This is a genomic window from Massilia sp. AB1, assembly GCF_018119385.1.
Taxonomy (GTDB): domain Bacteria; phylum Pseudomonadota; class Gammaproteobacteria; order Burkholderiales; family Burkholderiaceae_D; genus Telluria.
Genome location: NZ_JAGKSG010000075.1, coordinates 1 through 13,765, shown reverse-complemented (window position 1 = coordinate 13,765; position 13,765 = coordinate 1). Strand labels below are relative to the sequence as shown.

15 protein-coding genes are annotated in these 13,765 nt (G+C 66.5%); 6 read left to right on the top strand and 9 right to left on the bottom strand.

What is annotated here, in order from left to right; translation table 11 throughout:
- Positions 1 to 326 precede the first annotated feature (326 nt).
- The 4 genes from J8847_RS23195 to J8847_RS23180 form a co-directional block, all read right to left on the bottom strand.
- Positions 327 to 665 carry a DUF1840 domain-containing protein gene (locus J8847_RS23195; RefSeq protein ID WP_211527047.1) on the bottom strand — a complete coding sequence of 113 codons (339 nt, stop codon included), beginning with the start codon at positions 663 to 665 and terminating at the stop codon, positions 327 to 329.
- A 69-nt stretch (positions 666 to 734) separates the two neighbouring features.
- Positions 735 to 2,297: a hypothetical protein gene (locus J8847_RS23190; protein WP_211527046.1), complete on the bottom strand. Its 1,563-nt coding sequence runs from the start codon at positions 2,295 to 2,297 to the stop codon at positions 735 to 737.
- Positions 2,294 to 3,031 (bottom strand): ABC transporter ATP-binding protein, encoded by a 738-nt coding sequence (locus J8847_RS23185; RefSeq protein WP_229513170.1) that lies wholly within the window; start codon positions 3,029 to 3,031, stop codon positions 2,294 to 2,296. The genes J8847_RS23190 and J8847_RS23185 overlap by 4 nt, the downstream gene beginning before the upstream one ends.
- A complete protein-coding gene (locus J8847_RS23180) occupies positions 3,028 to 3,540 on the bottom strand; it encodes a hypothetical protein (RefSeq protein ID WP_229513168.1) in 513 nt (170 codons plus the stop codon). The genes J8847_RS23185 and J8847_RS23180 overlap by 4 nt, the downstream gene beginning before the upstream one ends.
- 130 nt (positions 3,541 to 3,670) lie before the next feature.
- Here J8847_RS23180 and J8847_RS23175 point away from each other — a divergent pair, with 130 nt between their 5' ends.
- The 3 genes from J8847_RS23175 to J8847_RS23165 all read left to right on the top strand — a co-directional run bounded on the left by J8847_RS23175 (position 3,671) and on the right by J8847_RS23165 (position 5,426).
- On the top strand, positions 3,671 to 4,633 hold the full coding sequence (locus tag J8847_RS23175; protein WP_211527045.1) for a GlxA family transcriptional regulator: 963 nt from the start codon (positions 3,671 to 3,673) through the stop codon (positions 4,631 to 4,633).
- A gap of 15 nt (positions 4,634 to 4,648) precedes the next feature.
- The gene (locus J8847_RS23170; RefSeq protein ID WP_211527044.1) at positions 4,649 to 5,017 is read left to right on the top strand and encodes a DUF4844 domain-containing protein; all 369 of its coding nucleotides are present in this window, start codon (positions 4,649 to 4,651) and stop codon (positions 5,015 to 5,017) included.
- 106 nt (positions 5,018 to 5,123) lie between these two features.
- Entirely contained in the window at positions 5,124 to 5,426 is a 303-nt protein-coding gene (locus J8847_RS23165; RefSeq protein WP_211527043.1) for a GNAT family N-acetyltransferase, read from the top strand.
- Positions 5,427 to 5,546: 120 nt separating this feature from the next.
- Here J8847_RS23165 and J8847_RS23160 read toward each other — a convergent pair whose 3' ends face one another.
- Positions 5,547 to 7,064: a YifB family Mg chelatase-like AAA ATPase gene (locus tag J8847_RS23160; protein WP_211527042.1), complete on the bottom strand. Its 1,518-nt coding sequence runs from the start codon at positions 7,062 to 7,064 to the stop codon at positions 5,547 to 5,549.
- Positions 7,065 to 7,228: 164 nt separating this feature from the next.
- On the opposite strand from J8847_RS23160, the gene J8847_RS23155 reads away from it, so the two are divergent.
- Positions 7,229 to 7,471, top strand: a complete 243-nt coding sequence (locus J8847_RS23155; RefSeq protein WP_211527041.1) for a hypothetical protein — start codon at positions 7,229 to 7,231, stop codon at positions 7,469 to 7,471.
- An 85-nt stretch (positions 7,472 to 7,556) separates the two neighbouring features.
- On the opposite strand, the gene J8847_RS23150 is transcribed toward J8847_RS23155, so the two are convergent.
- Together J8847_RS23150 and J8847_RS23145 are read right to left on the bottom strand one after the other, a co-directional pair.
- On the bottom strand, positions 7,557 to 8,069 hold the full coding sequence (locus J8847_RS23150) for an adenine phosphoribosyltransferase (RefSeq protein WP_211527040.1): 513 nt from the start codon (positions 8,067 to 8,069) through the stop codon (positions 7,557 to 7,559).
- 112 nt (positions 8,070 to 8,181) lie between these two features.
- Positions 8,182 to 8,598: a DUF1801 domain-containing protein gene (locus J8847_RS23145; RefSeq protein WP_211527039.1), complete on the bottom strand. Its 417-nt coding sequence runs from the start codon at positions 8,596 to 8,598 to the stop codon at positions 8,182 to 8,184.
- A 221-nt stretch (positions 8,599 to 8,819) separates the two neighbouring features.
- On the opposite strand from J8847_RS23145, the gene J8847_RS23140 reads away from it, so the two are divergent.
- Both J8847_RS23140 and J8847_RS23135 read left to right on the top strand, forming a co-directional pair.
- A complete protein-coding gene (locus tag J8847_RS23140; protein WP_211527038.1) occupies positions 8,820 to 9,815 on the top strand; it encodes a lipopolysaccharide assembly protein LapB in 996 nt (331 codons plus the stop codon).
- Between the two features lie 32 nt (positions 9,816 to 9,847).
- A complete protein-coding gene (locus J8847_RS23135; protein WP_211527037.1) occupies positions 9,848 to 10,993 on the top strand; it encodes an acyltransferase in 1,146 nt (381 codons plus the stop codon).
- Here the strand turns inward: J8847_RS23135 and J8847_RS23130 are convergent.
- Entirely contained in the window at positions 10,983 to 11,363 is a 381-nt protein-coding gene (locus J8847_RS23130; protein ID WP_211527036.1) for a SirB2 family protein, read from the bottom strand. The genes J8847_RS23135 and J8847_RS23130 overlap by 11 nt on opposite strands.
- A 31-nt stretch (positions 11,364 to 11,394) precedes the next feature.
- On the bottom strand, positions 11,395 to 13,765 hold a 2,371-nt coding region (locus J8847_RS23125; protein WP_211527035.1), incomplete at its 5' end, for an adenosylcobalamin-dependent ribonucleoside-diphosphate reductase.

The following is a 13,765-nucleotide window of genomic DNA, read 5'->3' as shown; positions in this document are numbered from 1 at the left end:
ATAAAAGCGCTATCGGAATGCGACGAACTTGGATCCGCGCCTGCGCGGGGATGACGGTTTTGAGGCTGTAGATAGAAATACCGCCGCGTATAGCGCACACTCCTTCAGCACGTCGTTCCGGCGGAGGCCGGAACCCAAGTTCAACCAGGGCCTGAACACCTGCGAAGCCGTTCCAGCCACCACAACGCACACCGCCACCCACAAAAACAAACAGCCCCGTGGCTAAACGCCACGGGGCTGTTTGCTCTCGCACCCGGCACAAACAAAGCCCTTCCTTCACCCAAACGGGCTTCCCTTATGCCGCTGATGGAATCCTTCAGAGGTATTCAAACACCCCACAGCACATCGGTTCGGTTATCCCTTGCCGAGCGCAGCATCTCCAGCAGTGGATAAATGCGCGTCGGGAAGCTGACCACCTCGATCGGCTCATGCTCCTTGTCCTCTTCTTCCCCATGGGCTAGGACGTCCTGGGCCACCTGGTCGGTGACCTGATGCTTGCGGCTTTCCTCGACTTCGCCCTCGATCAGCTGGACGGCGCGCGGCGCCTCCTCGGCGGTGATCACGCCGCGCTCGGGGTCTTTGTGCAGCAAATCGAGGATGCGCTTGGCATGTTCCTGGTACATCAGGACCTCTGGGTACGATTTGCATTTAAATTTGATCAACATGGCTATCCCGTGATTCAGTTAGTGCCTAAACGATAACACGTCTTCAAATCGGGGTCATCCCGCGCACGCTCATAGCGCACGCCGATGCCGGTCCCGCAGCAGCCAGGCCGCCAGCAGCACGATCAGACCGCCCAATAAGGCCGCGCTAGCGCCTGCCAGGATAGCGCCCGAGGCCAACCCAGCACCCAGCGCCGCCAGCAGTCCGCCCAGGCCGGCCCAGCATAAACTGCCCATCATCTCCAGAAAATTGCTCAGGAAGTTGGCTTTGCCTCGTCCCTTGAAGCTGCTCCGCACACCCGGGCGCCCGCACCACAGCACAACGAGAGCCGCGCTCCACACTGCGGCGACGACGGAGAAACAGGCAAATAACCCGGCCACGGGTGCGCGGTAAATTAGCCACAGCAAAGGCAGCGCTACGACTGCCAGCGGCGGCACGACGGCTGCCGACAGCTTGGCCAGCCGCACCGTCCGTAGCGCCGCCGGTGCGCTGCGCAGCAAGTCCGGCGCATCTTCGGCCGCAATGACGATCCAGGCCAGCGAACCCGCCAGCGAGCCGCACAGCAGGGTCAAGCCGGCGGCAATTGCAGGCAGCTGGATGGCCGACTTTGAAAAGATGACGAAGAACAGCGGCAGCAGGTAGAGCAACTGCAACAGCACTTGCGAAATCAGGTGAGGATCGCGCAGGATCAGCCGCCATTCCTTGATGACGATGGTCTCGAACAAACTGCGGCGGAAACGATAGGATGTCCCCCGTGCCGGCGGCCGCTGCGTCTCCGGCTGGGACGCCGTCTGCTGCAGGCCATGTACGAAGAAGCGGTGTGTATAGCCTGCCGTGCCGGCAAAGGCCACGACGGCAATCGCCAGCAGTCCCAGGGCGGGGAGGGGCTCTCCCAGCATGGCCCGCGCGGGAAACCACATTGCGCTGTCGGGCCCTAGGCGGCCATCGCCCGACAGCATCGCATACAAGGTCGCCCCGATATCCCGCTGCCTCACCTGGGAGCTCTGCATGTACAACTGCGACAAGATGAACACGGAAGCGCCAGCCAGCGCCCCGAGCAGCTGGCCCGCCACGCGCGTGCGGCGCGCGCCGATTATGCGCACCAGGCCCAAGGTCATCAGCATGCCGCAGCAGGCGCACAGCACCGCCAGTCCGAGCACTGCCGGGTACAGGCTCAGCCAGCTGTACTGCCCGAGCAGCAGCCCCGCATGCGCGAACGGCGCTAGCAAGAAGTAATAGATGGACGCCGTCCCTGCCGCGATCGCGGCCAGGCGCACTGTGAAAATGCTGCGCGACGGCAGCGGCGACGACAGCAGCAGGTCGAGATCGCTGCGCTCGAACAGGGTCACCACGCTCGCCTTCAGGCTCGACGACAGCATGGCGGTCGCGCAGACGATCAGGGCCGCGGTTACTCCGGCCAGCAGCGGTCGCGCCATGCGGTCGAGCCCTTCCAGTCCACGCAATGTGAGCCACGCGCCGGCATGCAGCGCGATCCAGATTGCACCCAGGACGAGAATGGTGGAGGTCCCTGGCCGCCGCCGGCTCGCCGAAGCGGAAGAAGACCCCGCGTTGAACCAGGCCAGCCGCAACTCGTGCATCAGCAGCCAGCGCACGCTGCCCGGTGCGGCGCTCATGGCTGTCCGGTCAGCTCGAGGAACACGTCTTCGAGGCTACCGCCTTGGGTGCGTGCCTGCAGTTCGTCGAGCGTGCCTTCGGCGATCAGGCGGCCTTGGCGGATGATGCCGATGCGTTGCGCCAGCCGCTCGGCCACCTCGAGGATGTGCGTGGTCAGGATCACGGTACCGCCCTTGGCCACGTGGGACAGCAGCAGGTCCTTGACCTGGCGCGCCGCCGCGGCGTCGAGCCCGGTGAGCGGCTCGTCGAGGATCAGGAGTTCCGGTTCGTGGATCAGGGCGCCGGCCAGCGCGAGCTTCTGCTTCATCCCGCGCGAGAAACCTTCCGTCAGTTCATGCGCATGCCTGGCGAGGTCGAGCCAGTCGAGCAGTGCGCGGGCTCGCGGTTCCGCCTGCTCGGGATGCACGCCCCAGAGGCCGGCCACGAACTCCAGGTACTCGGGCGGCTTGAGCTTCCCATACAACATTGGATCGTCCGGCAGATAGGCCATCTTCATCTTGGCGGCGGCGGGCGCCGCGGCCAGGTCGATGCCGAGCACCTCGATGCTGCCGGCATCCGGCGCCAGCAAGCCCGTCACCATGCGCAGGGTCGTGGTCTTGCCGGCGCCGTTGGGGCCGAGCAGCGCATAGAGTTCGCCGCGCCGCACCTCCAGGTCGAGCCCGTCCACGGCAGGACGGCCGAACTGCTTGCGCAGGCCGGCCAGGCGCAGGGCGGGGACGGCGCCGTCCATCATTGCGGCTTGAACGAGGTGAGGAATTGCTCCGTCTGTTCCGGCGTCACGGTGCTGCGCTTGCCCAGCACGATCACCTGGTAGAAGCGCGTTCCCCGCGCTTCGAAGCGGCCGACCAGCTTGACCGGCTGCCCGTTGCCGGTGCCGCCGGCGTCGACCGCGAGGCGGCCTTTCTCGTCAGGCGCCGCGCCGCTGTCCGCGGCGCCGATATTGCGCAGCAGCGCCTGGCGCATGGCGGGCAGGGCCGCCTGGGCCGCGGCGGCGTCCGGCGCCGCGCCCGAGCCGACGGCGAACGTCGTGCCTTCCACCTCGGCGGCGGTCATGGTCAGGTCGACCCGCATTCCGTTCAGGTCGATGGAGCGCGTGAACGACGAGGGTTTGGCAGGGAACAGCACCGTATAGGCGCCGTCCTGGCTGGTGTATTCGCGCCAGTTGTAAGTCGGACTGCAGCTGGCGACCAGGGCCGCCATGGCCAGGAGGCGGCCGGTCCGGAAAAAAGTATGTGCTCGCATGCCAGGATGGTAACAGCAGCGGAGCCGCCGGGCGATCCCCGCCGCCGCCTCTCCAAAACGGAGGAGGGGCGTCATGGCGGTTCGCGACTTGTCGTATGATCGATATGGCAACCATTCATCAAGGCTCCTCATGAAACGCAGAATCGGCTTCCTGTTCCCGCCGGGCTTCCAGGCGCTCGATCTCATGGCGACGACCGTTTTCGAGGTCGCCAACAATATGGATTCGGGACCGCATTACGAGATGACGATGCTGTCCGAGAAGGGCGGTGTCCTGCCCAGCTCCTCGGGCGTGGGCGTGTTCACCGAAGCCGCCGGGCGCTACGACTTCGACACCCTGATCGTCGCCGGCGTCATGCAGCCGCTGGGCTTCCGCTCCACGGCGCCCTTCCTGGCTTACCTGCGCGAGGCAAGCCAGCAATCGCGGCGCACGGCCAGCATCTGTACCGGCGCATTCATCCTGGCCGAAGCGGGCCTGCTCGACGGCCGCCGCGCCACCACCCACTGGGCCATGGCGCGCGACCTGCAGCGCGCCTATCCGAAGGCGCGGGTCGAGGAGGACCGCATCTTCATCAACGACGGCCGCATCTGGACCTCGGCCGGCATGACCGCCTGCGTCGACCTGTGCCTGGCGATGGTCGAGAGCGACCTTGGACGGGATGCCTCGAAACACATCGCGCGCCAGATGGTCGTCTACCACCGGCGCAGCGGCGGCCAGTCGCAGTTCTCCGCCTTGCTGGAGCTCGAGCCGAAGTCGGACCGCATCCAGCAGGCGCTCTCGTACGCCAAGCGTCACCTGCGCAAGCCCTTGTCGGTGGACGAGCTGGCGGAAGCGGCCAACCTGAGCACGCGCCAGTTCAGCCGCAGCTTCCGGCTCGAGACCGGCCAGTCGCCGGCACGCGCGGTCGAGGTGCTGCGGGTGGAAGCCGCGCGCGCCATGATCGAGAGCAGCAATCACCCGATCGACGTGGTCGCACGCGAAACCGGCTTCTCCGATCCCGAGCGCATGCGCCGCGCTTTCCTGCGCGCCTTCGGCCAGCCGCCGCAAGCCATCAAGCGCGCCGCGCGCGAGCAGGCGGCCTTCGGGTCTGCCTAAGCCTTTTTGATACCTATGAGCGATGATCCCTTGGCTGAAGTTGTGGATGAGCAGCTAGCTATCACTGAGCGCGTCCTTGAGGAACTCGCCGCATTCCGTCGTCGCGAGCCCAAGCTGCCCATGCTACCCGGGACAGGCGTTTTCGAAGAGCGTCTGAGGCTCTCGAATGTGCTGAACGATCTGGCCGATCGATTGATCCGAGGGATTGCACGCCATCCGACAAAGCTCTGGGTGTTGACCGAATTCCAGCGCTCACTCGAACTGGTCGAGCAGGAAGACACGGAGGGGAGGGAGCACTTCGGGATGGAGTTGGAGCGGATCATGGACATTCTCGATATCGAGAGTTCGGATGGCCTGCTCGCTTGTTATCTTGGTGGTGTTTAGCTGATGCGGGCGCAAATGGACCTTCTGTCCGTGCAGAGGGGGATAGACTATTTGTGGGACGAACATTGAGCGTCATGCTGTCCACATCAACGATCATGAGGAATCCATGAGCATCGAAGTCTCGCTCTCCGATAAGATCGACAGGGATGAAGTCATCCACTTGTATCGCGCCAACGGCTGGTCCTCGGCGGACAAGCCGGATCAGTTGATGGCCGGCCTGCGTAATTCCCATGCGCTGGTCACGGCCCGCATCGGAGACCAGCTGGTTGGACTGGGCAACGCCATCTCCGACGGCCATTTGGTCGTCTACTTCCCTCACATGCTGGTCGATCCGGTCCATCAGGGCGCCGGTGTCGGCAGGAAGATGATGAGGCCCTGCTCGACAGGTACGCCGGCTTTCATCAGATGATGCTGACCGCCGACGGTGAAGCGATCGAATTCTATAAACGGCTGGGCTTCGAGCGGGCAGGGAAGACCGAGCCGATGTGGATCTACGCCGGTACCGAGCATTGAGCGCTAACGCTCCGGTTTAGTGCTCGCGCAGCGCGCGCCGGTACTGGATCGCTTCGGCCACATGCGGCGCCTCCACATGCTCGGCGCCGGCCAGGTCGGCGATCGTGCGCGCCACCTTGAGCACGCGGTGGTAGGCGCGCGCCGACCAGTGCAGGTGGCGCGCGGCCGTGTGCAGCAACTGCCTGCCGGCCGCATCGGGCTGGCACAAGCTGTCGATCTGCCCTGGCCGCAGCTGGCTGTTGGAGCTGTCCTGCCGCGCCAGCTGGCGCGCATGCGCCCGTTCGACGCGCCGTGCTATTTCGCTGCTCGGCTCGCCGTCGGCTTGCGCCCCCATGCTGTCCGGCGGCAGCGCGGCGACTTGCAGCTGGATATCGATGCGGTCGAGCAGGGGACCCGAGATCCGGTCCTGGTAGCGTTGCACCGCCTCCTGGCTGCAGCGGCACTTGCCCGACGGGTGGCCGAGCCAGCCGCAAGGACAAGGGTTCATGGCTGCGATCAGCTGGAAGCGCGCCGGAAAATCGGCCTGGTGCGCCGCGCGCGAGATCGTGATGTGACCCGACTCCAGCGGCTCGCGCAGCACTTCCAGCACACGGCGGTCGAACTCCGGCAGCTCGTCCAGGAACAGCACCCCATGATGGGCCAGCGACACTTCCCCCGGACGCGGCAGGTTGCCGCCGCCGACCAGCGCCACGCCCGAGGTGGTGTGATGGGGACTGCGGAACGGCCGCTGCCGCCAGCGCTCGTGCGAAAAACTGCCGGCCAGCGATTGCACGGCAGCCGATTCCAAGGCCTCGCCATCGCTCATCCGCGGAAGCAGGCCGGGAAAGCGCGCCGCCAGCATGCTCTTGCCGGCGCCGGGCGGGCCGACCAGCAGCACCGAGTGGCAGCCGGCCGCCGCCACCTCCAGCGCGCGCTTGGCCTGCGGCTGTCCCTTGACCTCGGCGAAGTCCGGATACGCGGGATTGGCCGCCAGGTGTGCGCGCCGATAGCGGGCAAGCCTGGGCGCTTCCGGCAAGTGCGAGAAATGCGCACACACTTCCAGCAAGGTGCGGGCAGGATAGATCGCGGCATCCTCGACCAGCGCGGCCTCGTCGGCATTGGCCTGCGGCAGGATGAAGGCGCCGGCGTTGCCTTCGCGCTGGCGATGCATGGCGAAGGTCATGGCCAGCGCACCACGCACAGGCCGCAACTCGCCCGACAGCGACAATTCGCCCGCGAATTCGAAGCGATCCAGCTGTTCGCCGCGGATCTGGCGCGAGGCGGCCAAAATGCCGAGCGCGATCGGCAGGTCGAAGCGGCCCGATTCCTTGGGCAATTCAGCCGGCGCCAGGTTGACCGTGATGCGCCGCGCCGGCACGTCGAAGCCGGAATTCTGCAAGGCAGCGCGCACACGGTCTTTGGCTTCGCGCACTTCCGCATCGGGCAAGCCGACGATGGTCATGCCCGGCAAGCCGTTTGCGAGATGCACTTCGACGCTGACGGCCGGCGCTTGCATGCCGGCCAGTGCGCGGCTCCTGAGGACTGCTAGACTCATCTCGCTCCTTACATGACGTCATTGCGGTCGTCACATGGTAGAAGCGCCGGGAAGCGGCGGTTTGAGGGCGAGCAGTCGCGTGCAGTTCAGCCGCGGCAGGAATCACTGCCTAGCCGTGCGACAGGATGTCAGCGTAAGCAACGAAATCGAATACAAAGAGAGCTATGAAAGAAATTCTTCCACATATCTCGGTGGGCCTCGATGACAGTGGCAGGCTCGTTGTCATCGTTGACGACTACGAGCTGTTTGATTTCATCGATGATTACCTCGGAGACGAGTGCGACCTTCCACAAGAGTGTCATACATCGGCCGAGCGGCCCGGAGGAGAGGTAATCACCATGTACTTTTCACCTTCGGTGACGCTGGAGCAGCTTGAGCAAAGCCTCCAGCAATGCCGCCTGAATTAGTCGAAGAAATCTATCGCCTGAACAATTAGCGAAGCGCTAGCGCCATGCACGAAGTACGCCGCGCATCCGGGTTGGACATGGATACTTACACGTCGCGCAAGGTCACGACCGGCATCGTGAGCGTACGCTTGTCCTTGAAGAAAGCGATATCGAAGAGCGCAGCCGCGCCGGCCACTTCCTTGCCGATCTGGCGCAGCAGGGCCGCCGCCGCTTCGATGGTCCCCCCGGTCGCCAGCACGTCGTCGACGATCAGCACGCGTTGCCCTTTGATGCGCTCCGGCTGGATCTCGATCGTGGCGCTGCCGTACTCGCGCTGGTAATCGACGCTGATGGCCTTGCCCGGCAATTTGCCTGCCTTGCGCGCCATCGCGAATCCGACCTTGCGCTCATAGGCCAGCGCGCCGGCCAGCATGAAGCCGCGCGCGTCCATGGCCAGGATGAAGTCGAAGTGCAGGTCTTCGGTCTTCGCGTGCAGCGTGTCGATGGCGAGGCGCCAGTGCTCGGGGTTATCGAAAATGCAGCCGACGTCAATGAAATTGACGCCCGGTTCCGGGTAATCCTGGAAAAACTCCAGCGGAACGCTGTCGAAGTCGGTCATGTGATGGTCCAGTGTGATGCAAATAAGGGGCAATCATCATTATCGCCGGTATCCGGGAAGGCGGCAGCGTCCGCCTTCCGTTTGCCGCACCATCACGAAAGTGCATGCTTGCTCAAGCCTTGCTGCGCGCCCGCTTGGGGGGCGCCGACAGATTCAGTGCGATGGCCGCGCGGATCAGCGCCTTGAACGCTTCCTCGTCGACGTTCGCGCCTTCCGGGATATCGATGGCGCGGCGCACATTGCCTTCCAGGCTGGAGTTGAACAGGCCCGAGGGATCATCGAGCGACGCGCCCTTGGGGAAGGTCAGTTTCACCGCCTTCTTGTAGACTTCGCCCGTGCACAGGATGCCGCCGTGCGACCACACGGGCACGCTCCACTTCCACTCCTCGACTACTTCAGGATCGGCCTGATGGATCAGGTCCCTGACCCGTGCCAAGCTTGCGCCCCGCCAGTCGTTCAGCTCGCCGATCCTGGCGTCGATCAATTGGGCGGCTGAGGCTTGTCCTTGCGATTCCGTGCTTGTTTTCATCGTTCTTCCCAGGTCTCGTAGTGTGCCGAACGCCCATTGTCCAGTGTTGCAGAGGGACTGGCAACGCCGGGCCACCTGTTAACTTCGCATATGTATTGTTGACGAACAGATACTTTCATGTGAGGATTTGCTTTCTCTCAAATCATCACGGCCGATTATCCGACATGGGTAAGGCCGCCGCCGGACCGCCAAACGACGTTCCTGCGCGGGAAAGGACATCGATGCTGGCGAAACTCAGGCCCTGGTGGGCAGCGGCATTGTTGGCATGCGGCCCGCTGTGGGACGTCTGCGCCGCGCCCGTGCATCCGATCGCCCAGCTGGTCCACCAGAAACGCTTTGCCGACGCTTCCCGCGCCATTGCCGAACGGCTGGCCGGCGATCCGAACGATGCATTTGCCCTGGCCGGCACGGTCGACCTGATCCTGGCTCAGGACCCGGCCGGCCGCCTGCCTGAGGCCGAGGCCGCCGCGGAACGCTGCGTCGCTGCGCAATCCGGCAACAGCTTGTGCACGGAAGCGCTGGGCAAGGTGCTGGAAGCCCAGGGCAGCGGCTGGATGGTCGCCGCGCTCGGCAACACGCGCGCCCAGCGCGAGGCCTACGAGCGCGCCGTGCTGCTCGATCCCACCAATTACCGCGCGCGCGTGTCGCTGCTGCGCTTTTACCTGCGCGCGCCGTTCTTCCTCGGCGGGAGCACCGTCCGGGCGCGCGACCTGGCGATGGAAGTCCATCGCACCGACCCCGAACTCACGCGCCTGATGCTGGCGCTGTGCGCCCAGAGCGAAGACCGGCTCGCCGATGCGGAAGAGTATGTGCTGGCCGCGAACCTGGCCAGGTACGAGCTGGTGGAGAGCGTCCACCGCGACCTGCTCGCCGGGCTGGCGCAAGCCTATCTGGATGCCGGGCGTTTCGCGAACAGCAGCCGCCTGTACGCCGAGCTGCAGCGCCGCATTCCATCGAGCGAAGCCGGCAGCTATGGACTGGCGCTCGTGTCCCGCGCGCAGGGCAGGCTGGCCGAGGCCGCGTCCTTCCTCGAGCGGGCGGCGCTCATCGGGCCCAAGTCCTACGTGTACAAGGCCCTGGGCGAGGTCTACCAGGAACTGCGCAACGAGCCGCGCGCGATCGCGGCCTACCAGTCGGCCCTGGGCGCCAAGCCCGCCTTCGGGCGCCGCGAGCGCGACCAGGTCGCGGCGCGGCTCGCGCGGTTGCGGGAGCACTGATTCTCCAACGCGTCTTCTCCGTATCGTCATCCATGCATCACCAGCGTCTTCCCGGACTCGATCTCCTGCGCGCCTTCGCCATCGTCTGGGTCATGGCCTATCACCTCGTCAGCTACGGACCGCAGTTCGGTCCCGTCCTCGGCCCCATCGCCGACCTGGGCTGGATGGGCGTCGACCTGTTCTTCGTGCTGAGCGGCTTCCTGGTCGGCGGCCAGGTATGTGCGGCCAGCGCGGCGCCCGAAGGGCCGCGCTGGGGCGACTACCTGCTGCGCCGCGCCCTGCGCGTGCTGCCGGCCTACCTGGCCGTGCTGGCGCTCTACCTGTGGCTCCCGGGCTGGCGCGAGAGTCCCGGCATGCAGCCGGCCTGGCAATTCCTGAGCTTTACGGCGAACCTGTTCCCCGACTACTTCCGCAACCGCGCGTTCTCCCACGCCTGGTCGCTGTGCGTGGAAGAGCATTTCTACCTGTTGCTGCCGCTGGCCGTGGCGCTGCTGTCGCGCCGGCCCAGCTTGCGCAAGTCGGCGCTGTTCGTGCTGGCGGTGCTGCTCGGCGGGATCGCGCTGCGCGCCTGGGCCTGGCATGCGCAGGTCGCGCCTTATCTACACGTGAAGGAAGGCGAGGACTGGTTCGTCCTGCGCTACATCGAGCATGTCTACAATCCGACCTGGGCCCGGCTGGACGGCTTGCTGATCGGAGCAGCCCTGGCGGCCGTCCGCCTCCACCGGCCGGCATGGTGGCGCTGGATGACGGCGCGCGGCTGGGCCTTCCTGGCCGCGGGCCTGCTGCTGGTGATTGCGGCGGCGCCGCTGTTCGAAGGGCTCGTCACCGAAGCCGGCGCGGTGGTCGGCTTTCCGCTGCTGTCGCTCGGACTGGGTTGCGTGCTGGTCGGCATGGCAAGCCCGGCGATCCTGCCCGGCCGCATCGAGCTGCCCGGCGCACGCCTGGTGGCGACGCTCGCCTTCAGCCTCTACCTGACCCACAAGTCCATGTTCCGCCTGGTGAGCGAGCACGCGGGCGCGTATCTCGAAGGATCGAACCTGCTTGTGCTGGGCTGCTATGGCGGCGCGGCGGTGGCGGCGGGAGCGCTGCTCTACCTGGCGGTAGAGCGCCCGGGCTTGCGGCTACGCGAGAGGCTGGCGCGCCGGCATGTCCGGCCGGCGCTCGCCCTCATGCGATGACGAGCGGGTTCTTGGTGACGGCGACCGCAACGATGTAGAAGAAGCAGGCCAGCGCCGCGATGAAGGCGGCCAGGCGCACCTGCGGCGTGCGCCCGCGCTTGAGGGCGATCGTGCCAAGCACGATGTAGGCCACCAGCGCCAGCACCTTGGCCGTGAGCCAGGGCGCCACGAAAGGATACTGGCGGCTCCAGGCGGCCAGGCCGATGGCGCTGGCGAGTAGCAGCGTGTCGACGATGTGCGGGGCGATCTTCACCCAGCGCTGCTGCAGGCGCGCCGAGCCGGCCAGCATCCACAGGCCGCGAATCAGGAAGAAGCTGCCGCTCAGGACGGCAAAGCTCATGTGCAGGTGTTTAAGGGCGAGATAGCTCATCCGCCCAGTATGCCTGAGCCGCCGGCTGCAGTCAGCCGCATTCGCCGACGTAATGGCACTCGTCGCAGCGCGTGCAGCCGTCCACCTTGCGCAAGGCGCGCGCCCCGCACTCCGGACATTTGGCGCCGGTGGCGACGGGCAGGGCGCCGCTGGACGTGGGCGGCTGCGGCGCGGCCTCCGGCATCGGCGCGCCGCCGCGTTCGGAGAAGGCGCGCGCCAGGTCCCCGACCGGCGCCTGGTTGCCGAGGGCGTCGAGGAAGCCGCGCCGGATCAGGATCCGCTGCAGCATGAAGGCGATCGCCGCCACTTCCGAGTCGTGGTAGACCGGCACCTGCACGCCATCCTCGCGCGTCAGGTGGCCGCAGCGCACCGGGCCCTTTTCCCAGACCACCTCGCGCATGTCGGCCAGGGCCTTGGCGATCGGCCCGCCGGCGCGCGCCACCATCGACAGCAGGCGCATCGAGGCCGTGATCCACTGGTGGCCGCCGGTGCGCTGGTTGCCGGGCATGAAGAACTCGAAAGGACGCTCGATGGTCACCGGCTGGCCTTCCCAATGGCCCTCGGTGCGGATGAAGCTCACCGTCAGGTAGGCGCTCTTGCGGCCTTCCTGGGTCGAATACTCGATCTTGGAGGTAACCGATTCCAGCTCGCCCAAAGGCCGGCGCTCGAAGCGCTTGAGCAGCGGGTCGTCGTCCGGCGCCGGATGCGCTGCCGGCGCCGGCGCGGGTGTCGTCGACAGCACGCTGCCCAGTACCGTGTTCGGGCGATAGGTGGCCAGTCCCTTCAGTCCCGCATGCCAGGCCTGGCTGTACAGGTCGCGGAAGTCGTCGTAGGGATAATCCTCCGGCACGTTGACGGTCTTCGAGATCGCCGTGTCGACGAAGGGCTGCACCGCCTCCACCATGCGCAGGTGGTCGATGGCGCGCATCTCGAGCGCGGTCACGAACTGCGGCGGCAGGCCCACTTCGGGATCGTGTCCCAGCTGGCGATACAGCCGCCAGGCGTGGTCGAGCACCTCGTAGCTGCGCGTGCCGCCGTCGGCCGTGCGCTTCTTGCGCTGGTAGCGCCACGCATACGGAGGCTCGATGCCGTTCGAGGCATTGTCGGCAAAGGCCAGCGAGATGGTGCCGGTGGGTGCGATCGACAGCAGGTGCGAATTGCGGATGCCATGCACGCGGATCGCGTCGAGCAGCACCTGCGGCAGCCGGCTGACGAACTGCCCGCGCAGGTAGTGGTCGGCGTCGAACAGCGGGAAGGCGCCTTTCTCGCGCGCCAGCTCCACCGAGGCCGCGTAGGCGGCGTCGCGCATGGTCTCGGCGATGCGGGCGGCCATGGCGCGCCCTTGGTCCGAGTCGTAGCGCAGCCCCAGCATCACCAGGGCGCTGCCCAGGCCGAGGAAGCCGAGCCCGATGCGGCGCTTGGCGCGCGACTCGGCGGCCTGCTGGGGCAGGGGCCATTCGGTGGCGTCCAGCACCAGGTCGAGCATGCGCACGGCCACCGTGGCGACTTCGCGCAGGCGCGCGAAATCGAAGCCGGCGTCGTCGGAAAAGGGCCGCTCGACGAAGCAAGTGAGGTTGAGCGAGCCGAGGTCGCAGCAGCCGTAGGCGGGCAACGGCTGCTCGCCGCAGGGATTGGTGGCGTTCAGCTCTTCGCAGTACCAGAGGTTGTTCTCGGCGTTCATGCGGTCGACGAACAGCACGCCTGGCTCGGCATGGTCGTAGGTCGACAGCATCACCTGTTCCCACAACACGCGGGCGCGCACCTCGCGGTAGACCCACAGCCCGTCCTCGCGCCGGCGAGCGCCGGCCGCCTGGTCTTCGTCGCCCGGCTCGGCGCGGTGCACCAGTTCGAAGGTGGCGTCGTCTTCCACCGCACGCATGAAGGAATCAAGGACGCCGACCGAGATGTTGAAGTTGGTGAGCGCCCCCAGGTCCTTGGCGGCGATGAAGCGTTCGATGTCGGGATGGTCGATGCGCAGCACGCCCATCTGGGCGCCGCGCCGCGCGCCGGCCGATTCCACCGTGCGGCAGGAGGCGTCGAACACTTCCATGTAGGAGACCGGCCCGGAGGCACGCGAGGCGGTGCCGCGCACCTTGCTGCCCATGGGGCGGATGGCGCTGAAGTCATAGCCCACGCCGCCGCCGCGGCGCATGGTCTCGGCGGCCTCGGACAGGGCGGTATAGATGCCGGGCAGGCCGCCGTCGACCCCGGAGATGGAGTCGCCCACCGGCTGGACGAAGCAGTTGATCAGGGTGGCCTGCAACTGCAGGCCGGCGGCCGAGTTGATGCGGCCGGCGGGCACGAAGCCCTGTTCCTGGGCCCACAGAAAGCGCCGCTCGCATTCGGCGCGCTTGGGCGCCGGTTCGAGCAGGGCCAGCGCGCGCGCCCCCCCGGCGCGCACG

Coding starts and splice junctions, on each gene's coding strand:
- J8847_RS23140 (WP_211527038.1), top strand. CDS start 8,820: ATGCTGGCGAAACTCAGGCCCTGGTGGGCAGCGGCATTGTTGGCATGC.
- J8847_RS23135 (WP_211527037.1), top strand. CDS start 9,848: ATGCATCACCAGCGTCTTCCCGGACTCGATCTCCTGCGCGCCTTCGCC.
- J8847_RS23170 (WP_211527044.1), top strand. CDS start 4,649: ATGAGCGATGATCCCTTGGCTGAAGTTGTGGATGAGCAGCTAGCTATC.
- J8847_RS23160 (WP_211527042.1), bottom strand. CDS start 7,064: ATGAGTCTAGCAGTCCTCAGGAGCCGCGCACTGGCCGGCATGCAAGCG.
- J8847_RS23150 (WP_211527040.1), bottom strand. CDS start 8,069: ATGACCGACTTCGACAGCGTTCCGCTGGAGTTTTTCCAGGATTACCCG.
- J8847_RS23185 (WP_229513170.1), bottom strand. CDS start 3,031: ATGATGGACGGCGCCGTCCCCGCCCTGCGCCTGGCCGGCCTGCGCAAG.
- J8847_RS23180 (WP_229513168.1), bottom strand. CDS start 3,540: ATGCGAGCACATACTTTTTTCCGGACCGGCCGCCTCCTGGCCATGGCG.
- J8847_RS23175 (WP_211527045.1), top strand. CDS start 3,671: ATGAAACGCAGAATCGGCTTCCTGTTCCCGCCGGGCTTCCAGGCGCTC.
- J8847_RS23145 (WP_211527039.1), bottom strand. CDS start 8,598: ATGAAAACAAGCACGGAATCGCAAGGACAAGCCTCAGCCGCCCAATTG.
- J8847_RS23165 (WP_211527043.1), top strand. CDS start 5,124: ATGAGCATCGAAGTCTCGCTCTCCGATAAGATCGACAGGGATGAAGTC.
- J8847_RS23155 (WP_211527041.1), top strand. CDS start 7,229: ATGAAAGAAATTCTTCCACATATCTCGGTGGGCCTCGATGACAGTGGC.
- J8847_RS23190 (WP_211527046.1), bottom strand. CDS start 2,297: ATGAGCGCCGCACCGGGCAGCGTGCGCTGGCTGCTGATGCACGAGTTG.
- J8847_RS23195 (WP_211527047.1), bottom strand. CDS start 665: ATGTTGATCAAATTTAAATGCAAATCGTACCCAGAGGTCCTGATGTAC.
- J8847_RS23130 (WP_211527036.1), bottom strand. CDS start 11,363: ATGAGCTATCTCGCCCTTAAACACCTGCACATGAGCTTTGCCGTCCTG.